Below are 14817 nucleotides of genomic sequence, written 5' to 3'. Positions count from 1 at the left end.
ATAAAAAAAGTTAGATGTCAGTAACAAGATCACGGTTTGATGATTTCATTTGAAATGCATTGACACATATTACGTTTAGTGATATACATATTACAGTAAACGTAATATTTAGGGAGTGGTTTATATCAGAGACAATATAAAAGGTGGTGCTCTGACGGAAACAACATTTCTAGTGCTGTTAGCTGTATATACACCTAATCACGGGTACGGAATTATGCAGTTCATTGAAAATGAAACAAATGGACGAGTTGTTCTAGGTGCTGGCACCTTATATGGTGCCATCAACACATTAGTCAAGAAAAAGTGGATTGCTCCATCTGGAAATGAATTTGATAGCAAGAAAAAAGAGTATGTTATTACCGGTCTTGGCAAACAAAAAGCTGAAGAAGAATTAAAGCGTATAGTCGAAGTTTGGAAATTGGCCTCAACAATTATTAAGGGGGACAGAATTACATGAGCAGAACAGTATTACGATACTTTTTTGATTTTCTTGATGAGCAGGAGAAATGGTTGAATAGTATGGCTAAGTGCGGTTATCGGCTCAAAAAATGTGGGATAATGACATATACTTTTGATGAATGCAAACCAAATGAATATGAATATGCCATAGAGTTTGTTGGGGATAGAGCCTATTCCAAAGCAAAGGATTATCGTCGGTACCTTGAAGACATGGGTTTTCGCACTTTTACCAAAAATATCAATTGGAATCTTTCATATGGAAAGATAAGGTGGCGGCCATACGCAAAGGGTATGGGGCATATCTCCACCTCGCCCGGCGGGTTTAACAAAGAGCTTTTAATTTTAGAAAAAAAGAAAGATGGTAAACCGTTTGAATTGTATACAGATGTTAGTGATAAATTGAATGCTTACAAGTCGGTTAAGCGAACTTATGTTTGGGCAGTTCTTATGATGATCGGGTTAAGTGCTATTACATTCATTCCGAATGTATCTTCGTTATCACCGGCTATGACATGGGTGCTCAGGGCTGTAATACTATTTTTTAGCATTCTGTTTGTTATCCCAATGGTGAAATATTTTTCACTGGTTAATCAGCTAAAAGAAGAAAGTAAGACTTTTGATTAAACAACATCCCCGTCTTATCTGTTCGAAACTATGGATGCTTATGGTTGCGCACCAATACAGCTGTTTAATGGGAAACTGCTAAGCATGTTCGAAGGTTAGCATTACGAACATGGATGAACAGAGAAGAGCCCGCATTTGGACAGCGGGCTCTTCTCTGTGGCACTGCTTCTAATTCATTGTCTTGATCTTCTACAATAGATAAGCGCCCAACTACATTTGCTCACGATCAAGAATATCGGATGCCACCTGTGCCAGTACCCTGATTCCAATCCGAATGCTTGCCTCATTCATAAAGGAATAGCTCAATCGAATGTGATCCTCAATCTGATCCAAGGGATCACAGATTGCACCCGGTACAAAAGTCAGAGATTGGCGAAGAGCCTCTTCTAGCAGCCTTTGCGCGCTGAGCCCTTCAGGAAGCTGTATCCACAAATTCAATCCACCATTGGGACTTGCCCAAGTCCACGGAAGCCCGGACTGTCTCAACTCCTCTTCCATGACATCCTTTCGGATCTGCAGCGCGATACGCAGTTTCTCCAAATGCTGCTGCATTCGTGTCGATTGGAAATAATGCAAAAATATTTTTTGGGTGACAAGCGGCGTGCCGTTATCAGCCAGAGACTTGGCTTTGATCAATGAATTAATGATGTCCTGACTGCCAACAACTGCACAGATTCGCAAGCCTGGCGCTACATATTTGCAGAAGCTTCGGATATAGATCGTCCAACCGCTTGTATCGTATGCATACAGAGGTCGCGGAGGGCGCTGATCAAAATAAATGTCATGAAAGGAATCATCTTCAATAAGCAAACATTGGTAGGCTTCGGCTAGCTCCAGAAGCTGCTTGCGCTGATCAGCAGGCAATGTATACCCTGTTGGATTATGAAAGGTTGGATTCAGATAGAAAAATCTTGGCCTGTGTTCCTTCATTAATAATTCGACCTGCTCCATGTCATAGCCCTCAGGAGCGAATTCCACAGGAATCAGTCGTGCGCCTTGTGCACGGAATACATCAAGCGCCGCGCTGTAGGTCGGGCGTTCAACGAGAATTGCATCCATAGGCCTGATCCACATCCGAGTGATGAGATCGATCGCCTGTTGTGCTCCCGTCGTGATGATTAGTTCCGAAGCGTGACAATCCGTGTAAAACTGCTGGTTCAGATATGCTGCAAGAACCGTGCGAAGTTCCTCGTCCCCTTGCGCTGTGGAATAGGTACCCATTAGTTTGGGATACAGATCAAACACACGCTTCACATAATCAGACAAGAACAGGTTGGGCAACAGCCCAGGATCGATTAACGCCTTGGAGAACTGATTAGATGCTTCTACGCGATGAATATCAGACAGCTTATTGCGAATATCCGGCGCTGAAGCATGCTTCAAAGCGCCCCCCTGATAGGCAGCTTCACGGTTATTCAAGTGCTCCGGGCTAACGTAATACCCTGACTTCTCCTTTACATATACGAGCCCTTCTTGCTTTAACAGCTGGTAGGCCTTGAAGACGGTCAGTCGGTTCACATTCAATTCCATCGCGAGCAAACGTACAGAAGGAAGCTTGTCATGCTCATGCCACTCTCCGCGCTTCATCCTAATCCTAATATAATCATACACTTGTCTGAACAGCATGTTCTTCCCTCCTGCTACCATCATACCTGAAATAGAGCGTATCTGTTCTATATAGATTAAACTGTTCTACTTCCTCTCCTTTATGATGAGTACACGAAGGAGGAAATACACATGGTAATACTCAATTATTTGTTGGTCTGTTTTATTTTTGGCACGACCTTCCTAGCCGTGAAGATTGGCGTAGATGCCTCAGCTCCGCCATTTTTGTCAGCAGGATTACGATTCTTTATCGCTGGTGTCATCCTACTAGGATGGATGCTGCTGAGAAAAAAAGCAAATCTCTCGCTGCTCTTGCGTAAAGAGCTGATGATCACAGGGTTCTGCTTAACGTTCGGCACCTTTTCAACCTTGTATTGGGGAGAGCAATTCGTCGCATCGGGCAATGCTGCTGTCTTATCCGCTACCGGTCCCATGATGATCCTGTTGATTCAGCTGTTCGTTATGCGGCAGAAGCCTTCTCCACGCTCCTTAATCGGATGCGTGATCGGATTGCTTGGCGTTGTGCTGCTTATCCTGCCGAGTCTTACGATGGCCTGGAGTGTTTGGATTCTGCTGGGCAGTATAGCCATTATCATGGGAGAGCTGTTCTACTCAAGCGGGGCTTTGTATTCTAAAAAGGCAAATAAGTATTTTCGAGATGTATCGCCGATTGCCCTTAACGCTGTGCAAATGACATATGGCGGGCTGATGCTGCTTATCTTGTCAGCATGCACGGAATCGTGGAACATTCATTCTTTTCAATCGGCTGGAGCGATCAGCTCATTGCTTTACTTGATTGTTGTAGGCTCTATGATCGGGCATAGCTTGTTCTACTGGCTGGTATCGAGAACTACACCTGTCTTCGCATCGACTTGGCTATATATCTCTCCTATGATTGCGCTCGCCATTGGCGTGCTGTTTTACGATGAGAAGATAACATGGCTGACCGTAATTGGAGCGATAACCATCATCGCTGGAACGATTCTTGTGAATTGGGGAGACTTGAAGCTGCTCTTGTCTGCAAAAAAGAGGGCGGAAACAATCGAACCTGTCTCGTATTCAACCTGAGTTGCTCTAAGAGGACCATTGGCCTTTAAGGATCAAAGAACGATTTAATGTCATGTCTTATATATGATCGGAGCCGTAGCAATGTGGAGTTGTTACGGCTCCAGCACTTTCTCCTAATCTTGTACGGGTTAAGGAATAGGACGGACAACGCTCTTAGCTTCTTTCTTTCCATACATCACTTTCTTGGGGTTGATCACAATGATTAACATCGCTGCCGCAACATAGAAAAAGGCATTATACGTGATTAACACGACAAGCTTCTCGTTAATTAATCCAACAAAAAAGTTAAAGAATTGGTGTATGACAATCGGTACAATTAAATTACGATTGAAGTTATAGCATGCCGTCATGATTATCGAAGTGGACATAATAGATAGCATAAAAAATAAAACATATTGGATGAGCTCCATGCCCACATATCCTGTCGTAAGCCAAATAGGCAGATGCCACAGCCCCCACCAAAATCCAATGATGATCGAAGCAGCTAATGGCGAATGCTTTTTTTGAAGCTCCATAAGTGCAAAGGCTCTCCAGCCGAGTTCTTCACCGAGCGGTCCTGACAGAAGATTTTTTACAAAGTAATAGATCAGCATCCCCCATGTCGATATCGTAAAGATAGAGTCTGGCTTATGGTTTACTACAACAACGAGCATGATCATCCCAAATATCGAGATTTGTATGAAGCTGGACATCGCCAGCACAGACCATTTCAGTTTGCACTTGAATGCATCCTTTACAAATGCTGCAAAGCGCTGCTCAGGGTAGATTCTTTTAAATAACACCGTAAAAGCAAACGTCGAAGACCAAGCAGATATGGTTAGCATCAATTGAAAGACCCATTCAGGGAATTCCAACATCTTTGCGGCGCCTACAAGACAAAAAAGCGGCCAAAACATGAGGTTCGTTACAATAATAAAACTTGCTACTGGATTTTTTAATTTCTTTTCTCTTTTCATGGAATTTCCCCGTTTCAAACTGAATTATCCGCTAATCGCTTCCCGCTTCTATTTGCGAATATCTTCAGCTTAAACCTAGGAGTAACTCACAGGTCAATACAAAACCCCGCATCACTTGATAGGCGCATACATTTCTAAAAATACCCGTTCCAGCCCATCCTCATACGTTGAAAGCAGTAAATTGATATAGACAAGCCCCGTTAGTTCAGCTCCATGTTCTATTGCTGCTTTTCTCAAGCCGGCTTCCACATATCGGTCTGTATTTTTCCCACCTGTTGAGTATCTGCCATCTTCAATAACGGTATATAGACATTGCGGATAAGCGATAATATGGCCTTCTTTCTCGTTCTCGTCATCGTCTATTTTTTTGACAATCAAAAACTTGTCCTCTAGGATTCCTTTGTCATTAAAGCGAATGACTCTTCTCAGAGAAGTTAAGACAACGGCCTTCTTTAAGCTGTCTGTGCTCTCTTTTAGCCTGTCATATTCACTATATGACGTGTAATGCTCCATCTCTCCTTTCACTTCTATAGGCGCCATTTCCTTTATCGTATATGTTCCTAAGCATTGTTCTATTTTCTCGCAGTCTTCTTTGACGATTCGAAGCTTTTTTAATAGAAGCTTTTTATATTCAATATCCTCCAGCACCTCCTGTTCTTTCACTTCTAATATTGATCGAATGCCGCTAAGGCTCTTGCTTCTTCTTAATTCTTGGATTGTCTTGATCTCAATATCCATTTCTCTATAAAAATTAACGGTGGTGATATCATATATATCAAAACGATCATATTTTCTATATCCATTCTCGGCATCCTGCTTGGGTCTTACTAATTCCTTATCTTCATAAAATTTCAGTGTATCACGGGATACCCCTAAAAATGCTGCCACCTGTCCAATTGTGTACATGATAATCCCCTTATCCGAAAGTATGATTTCTTTCTTTTGCTTCCAATCTCGCAATCATTATATCAATTCATAAAAAAAGATGATACGAATGGCTCATTCGAATCATCTTGCTTCCTAATCAAGGTATACTCGATCCACTCGGCTCCCAATACCGGTTAGCAGCTCGTTTGGAATCGTATGACAGCGTGTCGCTACCTCAATAGCGGTGATGCAACAATCTCCGTCTTGTCCAATCAGCGTCACGACATCACCTTCCTCAAGATGATCGAGATGTGTCGCATCGATCATCATCTGATCCATGCATATGTTCCCCGCTATAGCTGCACGTTGTCCTCTAACCAATACATAGCCGCCCTGTTCAAATAAACATCTTGGAATTCCATCAGCGTAGCCAATCGACACCGTTGCGATGAGGCTGTCCTGTGCTGTCTTATAGCGGCGTCCATATCCAATATGGGTCCCGGCAGGAACACGCTTGATCATCGTAACTCTGGCCTTCAAGGAAAGCACTGGCAGTATATTCATCGTCGATTCATCATGGCCCGCTGCTGTATCTATTGCTCCGTATAAGGCAATGCCTGGACGAGCCAAATCACAATCGAGCTCAGGGTAAAGCAACATTCCATAGCTGCTCTGCAGATGAAGTCTTCCAGGTTCGAGTCCATTTGACTTGATGGCATCCACAAGATGGTAGAAGCGCCGAATCTGGCCCTTTGTATAATCGATATCCTCTTCCCGATCACTGTCTGGGACAGATAAATGACTATACGTACCCGTTACCAGCAGATTCGGCTGACGATACATACAGAGGGTACGTTCTACTTGGTCAGCACGCTCTCCTAGTCTTCCCATGCCTGTATCGAACTTCACATGAACCTTCATCTTCTTACCATATTGGTTTAATGCGATAGCGTACTCTGCTTGGATGACCGTTTGTGTAAGGCCATATCGGCATAGATCTTCAAACTGCCCTGGCGAGGTATACCCGAGAACTAGAATCTCTCCTCGAATGCCTGCTTTGCGCAAAGCAATTCCCTCACGAATCTCTGCGACGGCATAGGAATGAATACCGATGGACTGCAGACATTTCGCAACGGGAACACTGCCGTGGCCGTATGCATTCGCCTTCACCACCGCCATGAGGGAGCAAGCATCAGGCAATCGACGCTTCAACTCAGCTGCATTTTGCTTTAAGTGTGCGAGGTTGATTTCTGCCCATGCGCGGTAACCATCTGATCGCTGCAGCTTATTATCCGGCTTCCAGTGCTCTATACATGCACCTCTTGCAGCATAAGGAACCGTTGGCAGTGCAAAGGCCATAGGGACTTCCTTCGCCGCAGTTATCTTCCCTATCTCGAATGCTCCGGATGAATTAGCTTTCACGGCACTCACTGCCTTGACCATGATACACGGTAATGATGCATCCATCATGATTATTGCCGGAGACGGAGTATGACTCCCCATTCGGTATCTTAATGCGAACCATGTCTTGAGGAATGGGTACATAATAGATTTCAATTGTTCCTCTTCCATCCTTCGCCTCCACGTATACATGCTCGTGATGGACGTGGTATTGCTTTATTTTCTCCATGTATTCCTCTAAGCACCAGTTGCGTTCTTCCATGATGGCTGAATGCGGATAACCTACATATCGAAAATGCCATGGCTCTGCTGCGATGTTCGTAATCGCTTCCTTCGTTTCCTTGTATCTCTGGATAAATCCATATTCGGCCGCAAGCTGTCTGAAGCTCTGACAAACCCCTGAGTCAGGAAAGGTGGGGCAAATATAGTCGATCTCGTCCGTCCTTAGTCCCACGTCCACAGCCAATCCCGTCTGATGCTCGCTTGAGCCTGGTCGTGCAACATAGCTGGATGTAAATGCAGCACCATGTTCGCGAAGCGTGGTTTCATACAGTTCCGTCTGCTCTTCAAGTGAACGATAGCCGCTTACAATCAGAATATCCTGCTTTGCATTGCAAGCCTCAAGCAGCGCAGTTAGCTGCTCCAAACAGGTCTTTTCAAGTCTCATCGTCTCTAGATTCGTGTCATAAACAGATACATTCTTCATTGCATGAAGCTCAATTAAGTCTTCCATTTGTCTCCATGTATAGGTTCGATTGACTAGTACAAGATGTCCACGATAGATATCTGATCGAGTCAGCGTTATAACGTTCTCCTTTTGACGAATCGATTCAGCATTTTTTCTCTCTGACAGTATCTCCATCTCATGATTCCTCCACAAGCGCTAGCTGTATGAGCTGATCCAGAATCTCAGGATATGTATATCCGCTAGCCTGGAGCATCTTAGGATATCTTGAATTGGCTGTGAAGCCAGGTATTGTATTGACTTCGTTAAAGACAAGGCCGCCATCTGGTGTAACAAACATGTCCACTCTGGCAAAGCCCTTGCAGCCTAGCGTCTTATAAATGAGCCCTGCAGTCTCTTTGATACGATCAGCAGTGTAGGCATCGACTCTTGCAGGCAGATGGATCTTCGAGGACCGCAGGGAATACTTTTCTGTAAAGTCGAAGAAATCACCCGTTAGTTCGATTTCATCAATGACACCGATCATAGGGTTACGATGTCCCAGCACTGCGCAGCCCACCTCGAATCCTTCAACTTCCTCTTCGATCACCACTTTATGATCGTGCTCATAAGCAAGCTCGATACCTCGCATCAGTTGGGACCGATCATGCGCCTTTGTGATGCCTACAGAAGAACCTGATTTTGCTGGTTTTACATATACAGGATACTTCAAGGCTTGAAGCGTATGTAAGCTTGCTTGCCCGTGGTCTTCTCTATACAACGTTACGGAGCGAGGCGTATTCACTCCAGAAGCTTCTACCAATGTATGGGCAATTTCCTTATCCATGCATATGGCAGATGATAGCATATCGCAGCCCACATACGGAATGCCTGATAGCTCGATAAGTCCCTGTACTGTTCCATCCTCACCATGCATGCCATGCATAACAGGGAAGACGACATCTATGGGCTTGATATGATATTCCGTGTTTACAAGCTCAACCAGCCCTCTTACCGATCGGCTTGGGGATAAAAAAGAAGGAATGCAGCTCGAATGCCTGTGCCATTGATCATCACGAATGTCTGCTGCAGGTCCACTATATCTCAGCCATTCTCCCTCTCTCGTAATCCCAACCAGCACGAGTTCGTATTTGTCTGCCTCCAAATGCTCAATCACAGATGCCGCTGATATCAGCGATACTTCGTATTCATTCGAGCATCCGCCAAACAATACGGCAATCGTTAACTTTTTCATCTGTATTCCTCCTGCATCTTAATCACGATCAACATTGCTCGTAACCTTGAGAAGGAACGCAAAACACCCCTACCTCTTCAACTGCGTTCTCCCAAAGCTCTGCATCATTAAGATTAGGGAAAACTTTTTAAGAAGAAATAGGGGTATTTATAAAGTTTTTCTTAAATGATTCACTCCCATTATAACTTCGAAGCTATGATCTCGGTAGTCGCACCTCAAACATCGTTCGAATCACGTTGCTTGAAGCAGTTACTGTTCCTTGATGCTGCTCCACAATATTTTTAGTGATAAACAGACCGAGCCCCGTACTGCCCTGGCGATGAGTTCTGGCTTTGTCTGCTGTATAGAACATATCAAAGAGGTGCGGCAGATCGTCTTCAGGAATATGATCACCATAATTGATGATCTGCACCACCGCTTTATCCTCTTCAAAGAAGCCGCGTATATCAATGAATTTGCCGTCTTTGCCATAGCGTATGGCATTCGATAATAGATTTTCGAATACACGCGCCAGCAGTTCTCCGTCAGCGGCAATATTCAGATGGGGATCGACTTCGATTCTAGCTCCCAGATCGTTTTTTTCAAACAGAGGGTACAGCTCCTCATGCATCTGATGCAGCAGCTCGTGAAGATCAATCGGCTTCTTCTCTATGGTCACCTTGCCATAATTCATTCTTGTGATCTCGAACAGCTCATCAATAAGCCTCTCCAGACGTTGGGACTTGGCAAATGCAATCCAGGTATAGTGTCTCACCTGCTCCTGCGTAAGGTCCTTATCCTTAAGAATAAAGTCCAAGTACCCAAGCACAGACGTCAATGGCGTCCTAAGATCATGAGCCAAATTTAATACAAGCTGATCCTTGCTAGTTTCCGCAAAGTCTCCTCTTTCCATTGCCTGCTGCAGCTTGACGCTGGCTAGATTAATATCTCTAGCGATATCCGCAAACTCATCGTTGGAATGGAGTTGAACCTGATACTTGAAGTTGCCATTGGCCAGATGATGGATTCCCGTAGAAATCTCTTCAAAGTAGTTGGCATACCGCTTTGTGAGAAAGAAGAAGATCAAGATCGATAACGGTATGAAGAAGATCAAGAAGAAGTTAATATCCCCGATCCGTCCAATATAATCACGCAGGATCGCTAGTGGGTCCTCCATTCGAACCTCAGAATGATAATAGTATTGCAGAAGTTTGTACATGAGAAAGGTGATTCCAGCAGAGCACAGCATGCTTACCCCAAACAGCAGTATCATTTTCGTTCTAAAGCTGCGCATGATATTATGCATTGAACGTATACCCTACTCCCCAGACGGTTTTGATAAGCTTATTTTTGTTCACGTCATCTTTAAGCTTCTTTCGCAGACCTCTAATATGCACCATCACGGTATTGCTGCTCTCAAAGTAGGCGTCTCCCCATACCTGCTGAAAAATGTTTTCCGCGCTGAACACCTTCTTCGGATAGCTGGCAAGCAAGTACAAAATATCAAATTCCTTTGGCGTCAGTTCAACGGGGTCTCCATACAGCGTGACTGAACGCTGCTCAGGTAGAATAACCAACCCTCCCGCTTCGATCATCGCATGTTTGGAAGCCGGCTGGCTGAACTGCATGGCACGGCGAAGCTGAGCATTGACTCTAGCGACAAGCTCCATCGGATTGAAGGGCTTGGTCATATAATCGTCAGCGCCTCTCACCAATCCGGTTATTTTATCCAGATCGCTCGTCTTCGCGCTTAAAAAGATAATGGGGAATTGATGCTGCTCCCGAATTCGCTGTGTAACTTCGTAGCCATCATGCTTCGGCATCATGATATCGAGGATCGCAAGATCGATGGAATGCTGCTGAACAATCTGCAGCGCTTCTTGACCATCTGCAGCTATCAAGCATTGATAACCTTCCTTGCGCAGATGCAGCCCAATCAGATCTGCAATCTCTTGCTCATCATCGGCGATTAGTATCGTGATAAGCTTCATTACTGTCATCTCCCTGTCAGTTGTGCTACGAATACTATAGCAGGTTTAAATCAAAAATGGTAAATCCGATGAGTAAGGACTGAAATTGCATGAACCTCCATGATCGGCCAATAAAAAACAGATCAATGACTCGAATCGATACATTGACCTGCTTCATTATAGCATGATGCTCTTGTTAGACTGGCATCATCCCTCACAGGCTTCTGCCAGTCGCTTGCTTTACAAGTTCGCTAGGATTATAACCATAGGTCTTACGGAATACTTTCGCAAAGTGACTGACGTTCTGATAGCCAACGATAAAGGCGGTTTCGCTTACATTGGCCTTGCCTTGCTCCAAAAGCTTTCTCGCCTCGGTCATTCGCTGCTCTCGAACATAACCATATACGGTCGTGCCGAACAATTCCTTGAAGCCAAGCTTAAGCTTATAGTCATTTAAGCCTGTTAATCGAGCGAGTCCAAGCAAACTAGGCGGCTCCTTCCAATCTCTTGCAAGAATGCTCTTTGCTTCATGAAGGCAATCCATATCATATCGTGTAAGCTTGGAGGTCGCTTGCTTTCTCCGTTCTTCTTGATCCAACCCATCCAGATGAAAGGCCAGCAGCTCCAGAGCTTTCCCTTCCAAGTACATTCTTTTTAATGCACCTGTGTAAGGACAGCGGCGCATCTGCTCAACAAGCTGCGTGATGATAGGAGCGTCAGCGATTTGTGTACAGAATACCGCTCGTTCGTGGATTCGATCCATTGCCGGCAGCATCGTTTGGAATTGCCGCAGATCAAAGCGAAGCTCCATATGATGCATCGGTTCGCGATGAGACATCTCCGCGTGCAGCTTCGAATCTCGTATCGATATTAGTGTGGAGACGCCAGCAGCAAGTTCATACTGGCCGGCATTCGCAGACGTTTCCCAACAGCCATGTCCAGACAAAGTATACGATATTTCAAGATGGGGATAGTGTACGTCCACATCCATGACGAAAGGAGCGCTCATCTTTGTCTTGGTCCAATTCAGTTCAAGTCCTTCACGAAGATGCCAACGCTCAAGACAACCTATTCCGCCTATGGCAGGAATAGAATACAATTGATGATGTTCATTGGGCACGGGTACATCAGGCTCTACTCTTGAGGACATTTGCCTTTGGAAGCCTTGATAGATATCATTCAGATCCCAGGTGTCTAATGATAAGTTCAAATCACGTTCCCTCCTAATCCTAGGAACTTCCTATTGATAAAAGCAGCTCAGCTTTACTCGTACAAGTGTTGTCATTATCCAAAAGTATTTCCTTAAGGAAAATAAAAGCTGAAAAAAACAGCAGGGTGCAAGAAAGGAATATATTCCTCACCTGCTAAAGCCTGCTGCACTTCTATAAGTCCTTTAACGACATATCGTCGTGTTATGACCTTTGTTCTCTTTTATTTTATCGACAACGAGAATCATTATCAATAGAAATTTTATAAAAAAGTCCTTTTGCAGGACCTGTGCTCCCTTCTCATGCATGTGCCTGAATCCCATGATTATGCTAAAACCCAACGCGATGCCTGTTCATACTGCCGAATATCGATCCATTTAGGAAGCCAAATGCTGACTGGTTGATTTGCTGTTCACCATCACCAAGGTTATGGTTAGTACAAACATCAGCACGCCAAGAAGAGCAAATGGGAGATGCTTTTCCACTTGATACAGCCCCGTACTTAACAATGGCGCAATGACAGCGGATATCCCTTGAATCGAGCCAATCAATCCGGCTACGCCACCCTGCTGCTCCTTCTTAACGGCAAGCGAAGCGCCAGTCATGAAGCCAGGCATAAGCAGACCCGAACCAATACCAAACAAAAAGTAAGCTGTATAATAGACAGCCAAATGGTTGAAGGACAAGAACAAGATTACGCCAATAAGTATCAGCAGCGCTCCTACAACAAGAAGCTGCTTCGGCTGCCACTTCTTATTCTTCATCTGCACCCCTTGTGTAATAATCATGGCTACACCCGTGAACATCAAGCCAAAGGATACCATGCGCGCCGTCTCATTAGTCGTCAGCCCAAGCTGATCCTGAAAGTAAAAGCCGCCAATAACCTGCAAGGTAACAATACTCACCATGGTAACGAAGCCTGCGAAAAGATATATTCGCACTCCCTTTTGAAAAGGACTAACCTTGGGCGGCTTGGCGTGAATGACTGGCTTGTGTGATGGAACCATGATCATCACGACGATCAAAGCCAAAATAGGCAGCAAGGCACCGATATAAAGCGGCCATATCAGGCCAATTATTGCAAAGACACCGGCAATTGCTGGACCCAGCACAAGTCCAAGCCCGTTGGCTGCGCCAATGAAGGCCATGCCTGAGCCTCGTTCATTCTCATCCGTTATGTCCGCCATATACGCTTGTGCGGATGAAGGAACCGCTGGGATGAATGCGCCAACCAAGGCGCGTGCAAGGATCAGAAGCACGACGAGCAGTCCGCCCTTGATCATTCCTTGCAGTCCCGCATACATCGTCCCCGTAAACAGGACATAAGCAATAAACATGCCTAAAAAGCCCAAAATGATGACAGGTTTTCTTCCCTTCACATCACTTAATCTTCCCCATAGCGGAGCCAGAAGCGCCATCGCTACAGAGCCTAAGGATATAATTAATCCAGAATGGGTCTCGCTGAGACCTAACTCACGAATAAGTGGCGGCATGACAGGCGCAATAATCATGAGCCCAACCATAGCCACGAACACGCTGAAAAAGATGCTGAATCGAATTTTCCCCATGTACGTTGTTGTTCTCCTTTCTCGGCATCTTCCGTAGATGCTTCATACTCTTAGATGTTAAGAGAAATCAGCGGGAGCGGCTACCTCTGCACGGAGCGATTATGCGGCGATACGGAGTAATGCCTATGGAGGTCAATTTTCTCAAGCCTAATCGATTGGATTTGACCTCCTTAAAGCGCAAGAAGCTGACTCCCTGCCGGAAGCCAGCTTGCTGTGAACGGCGTCGAAGGTTACGCCTGCAGTTCTGTTTTTGTGTTGTCCTGAAGGGAGCGTCCTTTGCCCGCTTGCTTCGAGGTAATAAAGATCCCTGATAAGACAAGCACAATGCCAATCAGATGTCCCCACTCAAAGCGCTCATGAAGAAAAATATAAGACAAAACAAGCGCAGACACCGCTATGACGCCAGTGAACACTGCAGATGTGCTTACAGGCACCTTGGATACCCCATAGTACCATAGAACAAAGCCAATGACCGTGATCACAATAGCGTAGTACACAATATACATCCAATCACTAAGTGTTGGCTTCGTAAAGTCAAAAGCAAGTGCTTCAACAATTGCAAATGGCAAGAACATGAAGAAGCCGATGAGTGAGGCAAAGGTTGCAATCGTAAGTGGAGACAGCTTGCCTGACAATACTTTTCCAAAGATCGTGAACAGCGCTTCTCCGATCACAGCACCGAAGATCAGCAGCGTCCCCACCCATCTGGGCACACCTGGCACGATCTCATGGGTTTCACTTGTGAACAAGTGGATCATCGAGATGCCGCATACCGCGAACAAGATGCCGAGCCATTGCTTGCGCGACAACCGTTCTCTAAGGAAGAAGAAGGAAATGAGTGAGATAACCATCGGACTCGTGCTTGTAATAATCCCGCTCTCCGTAGCAGAGGTGTACTGCACACCATAAAGCAGTAATACACTAAAGCCAAATACACCTGTGAGTGACAACAACAGCAGGGTGGCCACGTGTTTGCCTGTTAGCTTCGGGAAGGGCTTCTCAATGAGGAATAAGATGATGAGCATAAGTGCTGAAGCGAGCCCATATCGAAGTCCAGAAGCTAAGAACACGGGAAAGCTTTCGGTAATCCATTTGCCCACGACAAATGAACTCCCTACCGTGGTCATTGCAATGGTCATTGCAATATACGCCTTGACATTGTGATTTATACTCTCTCCCCCTTGACTTTCGTG

Annotated in this window: 14 protein-coding genes; 3 read left to right on the top strand and 11 right to left on the bottom strand. The window is 45.0% G+C overall.

Features of this window, described 5'->3' with window-relative positions; all coding sequences use genetic code 11:
* Nucleotides 1–115 precede the first annotated feature (115 nt).
* Together B9Y93_RS05380 and B9Y93_RS05375 are read left to right on the top strand one after the other, a co-directional pair.
* Nucleotides 116–457 carry a PadR family transcriptional regulator gene (locus B9Y93_RS05380; RefSeq protein ID WP_217809674.1) on the top strand — a complete coding sequence of 114 codons (342 nt, stop codon included), beginning with the start codon at nt 116–118 and terminating at the stop codon, nt 455–457.
* Nucleotides 454–1083 (top strand): DUF2812 domain-containing protein, encoded by a 630-nt coding sequence (locus B9Y93_RS05375; RefSeq protein ID WP_085493290.1) that lies wholly within the window; start codon nt 454–456, stop codon nt 1081–1083. The genes B9Y93_RS05380 and B9Y93_RS05375 overlap by 4 nt, the downstream gene beginning before the upstream one ends.
* Before the next feature lie 210 nt (nt 1084–1293).
* Here the strand turns inward: B9Y93_RS05375 and B9Y93_RS05370 are convergent, their stop codons facing one another.
* Complete coding sequence (locus B9Y93_RS05370; RefSeq protein WP_085493289.1) at nt 1294–2709, bottom strand: aminotransferase-like domain-containing protein; 1416 nt, start codon at nt 2707–2709, stop codon at nt 1294–1296.
* A gap of 111 nt (nt 2710–2820) precedes the next feature.
* Here B9Y93_RS05370 and B9Y93_RS05365 point away from each other — a divergent pair, with 111 nt between their 5' ends.
* On the top strand, nt 2821–3756 hold the full coding sequence (locus B9Y93_RS05365) for a DMT family transporter (RefSeq protein ID WP_085493288.1): 936 nt from the start codon (nt 2821–2823) through the stop codon (nt 3754–3756).
* 128 nt (nt 3757–3884) lie between these two features.
* Here the strand turns inward: B9Y93_RS05365 and B9Y93_RS05360 are convergent, their stop codons facing one another.
* The 10 genes from B9Y93_RS05360 to B9Y93_RS05315 form a co-directional block, all read right to left on the bottom strand.
* Complete coding sequence (locus tag B9Y93_RS05360; protein ID WP_085493287.1) at nt 3885–4712, bottom strand: CPBP family intramembrane glutamic endopeptidase; 828 nt, start codon at nt 4710–4712, stop codon at nt 3885–3887.
* 111 nt (nt 4713–4823) lie between these two features.
* Entirely contained in the window at nt 4824–5618 is a 795-nt protein-coding gene (locus B9Y93_RS05355; protein ID WP_085493286.1) for a MerR family transcriptional regulator, read from the bottom strand.
* A 114-nt stretch (nt 5619–5732) separates the two neighbouring features.
* Nucleotides 5733–7001: a serine racemase VanT catalytic subunit gene (gene vanT / locus B9Y93_RS05350; RefSeq protein WP_244903291.1), complete on the bottom strand. Its 1269-nt coding sequence runs from the start codon at nt 6999–7001 to the stop codon at nt 5733–5735.
* On the bottom strand, nt 6991–7842 hold the full coding sequence (locus B9Y93_RS05345; RefSeq protein ID WP_085493284.1) for a M15 family metallopeptidase: 852 nt from the start codon (nt 7840–7842) through the stop codon (nt 6991–6993). Before B9Y93_RS05345 ends, vanT begins: the two co-directional genes overlap by 11 nt.
* A 1-nt stretch (nt 7843) precedes the next feature.
* The gene (gene vanG / locus B9Y93_RS05340; RefSeq protein WP_085493283.1) at nt 7844–8899 is read right to left on the bottom strand and encodes a D-alanine--D-serine ligase VanG; all 1056 of its coding nucleotides are present in this window, start codon (nt 8897–8899) and stop codon (nt 7844–7846) included.
* Between the two features lie 193 nt (nt 8900–9092).
* Nucleotides 9093–10184 carry a sensor histidine kinase gene (locus B9Y93_RS05335; RefSeq protein ID WP_085493282.1) on the bottom strand — a complete coding sequence of 364 codons (1092 nt, stop codon included), beginning with the start codon at nt 10182–10184 and terminating at the stop codon, nt 9093–9095.
* Nucleotides 10177–10869 (bottom strand): response regulator transcription factor, encoded by a 693-nt coding sequence (locus B9Y93_RS05330; protein WP_085493281.1) that lies wholly within the window; start codon nt 10867–10869, stop codon nt 10177–10179. Before B9Y93_RS05330 ends, B9Y93_RS05335 begins: the two co-directional genes overlap by 8 nt.
* A gap of 193 nt (nt 10870–11062) precedes the next feature.
* On the bottom strand, nt 11063–12058 hold the full coding sequence (locus B9Y93_RS05325; RefSeq protein WP_244903290.1) for a helix-turn-helix transcriptional regulator: 996 nt from the start codon (nt 12056–12058) through the stop codon (nt 11063–11065).
* Between the two features lie 375 nt (nt 12059–12433).
* Nucleotides 12434–13624 carry an MFS transporter gene (locus B9Y93_RS05320; RefSeq protein ID WP_085493280.1) on the bottom strand — a complete coding sequence of 397 codons (1191 nt, stop codon included), beginning with the start codon at nt 13622–13624 and terminating at the stop codon, nt 12434–12436.
* 230 nt (nt 13625–13854) lie between these two features.
* A complete protein-coding gene (locus tag B9Y93_RS05315) occupies nt 13855–14793 on the bottom strand; it encodes a DMT family transporter (protein WP_169027042.1) in 939 nt (312 codons plus the stop codon).
* Nucleotides 14794–14817 lie beyond the last annotated feature (24 nt).

It is taken from the genome of Paenibacillus aquistagni (genome assembly GCF_900177815.1).
GTDB lineage: Bacteria > Bacillota > Bacilli > Paenibacillales > Paenibacillaceae > Paenibacillus_B > Paenibacillus_B aquistagni.
Note: the sequence above shows the minus strand (reverse complement) of the source record. Positions and strands in the feature narration are given on the sequence as shown.

What these genes read in the sequence shown, in the direction of transcription:
- B9Y93_RS05375 (WP_085493290.1), top strand. Translation starts at nt 454, where the DNA reads ATGAGCAGAACAGTATTACGATACTTTTTTGATTTTCTTGATGAGCAG.
- B9Y93_RS05370 (WP_085493289.1), bottom strand. Translation starts at nt 2,709, where the DNA reads ATGCTGTTCAGACAAGTGTATGATTATATTAGGATTAGGATGAAGCGC.
- B9Y93_RS05365 (WP_085493288.1), top strand. Translation starts at nt 2,821, where the DNA reads ATGGTAATACTCAATTATTTGTTGGTCTGTTTTATTTTTGGCACGACC.
- B9Y93_RS05360 (WP_085493287.1), bottom strand. Translation starts at nt 4,712, where the DNA reads ATGAAAAGAGAAAAGAAATTAAAAAATCCAGTAGCAAGTTTTATTATT.
- B9Y93_RS05355 (WP_085493286.1), bottom strand. Translation starts at nt 5,618, where the DNA reads ATGTACACAATTGGACAGGTGGCAGCATTTTTAGGGGTATCCCGTGAT.
- B9Y93_RS05345 (WP_085493284.1), bottom strand. Translation starts at nt 7,842, where the DNA reads ATGGAGATACTGTCAGAGAGAAAAAATGCTGAATCGATTCGTCAAAAG.
- vanG (WP_085493283.1), bottom strand. Translation starts at nt 8,899, where the DNA reads ATGAAAAAGTTAACGATTGCCGTATTGTTTGGCGGATGCTCGAATGAA.
- B9Y93_RS05335 (WP_085493282.1), bottom strand. Translation starts at nt 10,184, where the DNA reads ATGCATAATATCATGCGCAGCTTTAGAACGAAAATGATACTGCTGTTT.
- B9Y93_RS05330 (WP_085493281.1), bottom strand. Translation starts at nt 10,869, where the DNA reads ATGAAGCTTATCACGATACTAATCGCCGATGATGAGCAAGAGATTGCA.
- B9Y93_RS05320 (WP_085493280.1), bottom strand. Translation starts at nt 13,624, where the DNA reads ATGGGGAAAATTCGATTCAGCATCTTTTTCAGCGTGTTCGTGGCTATG.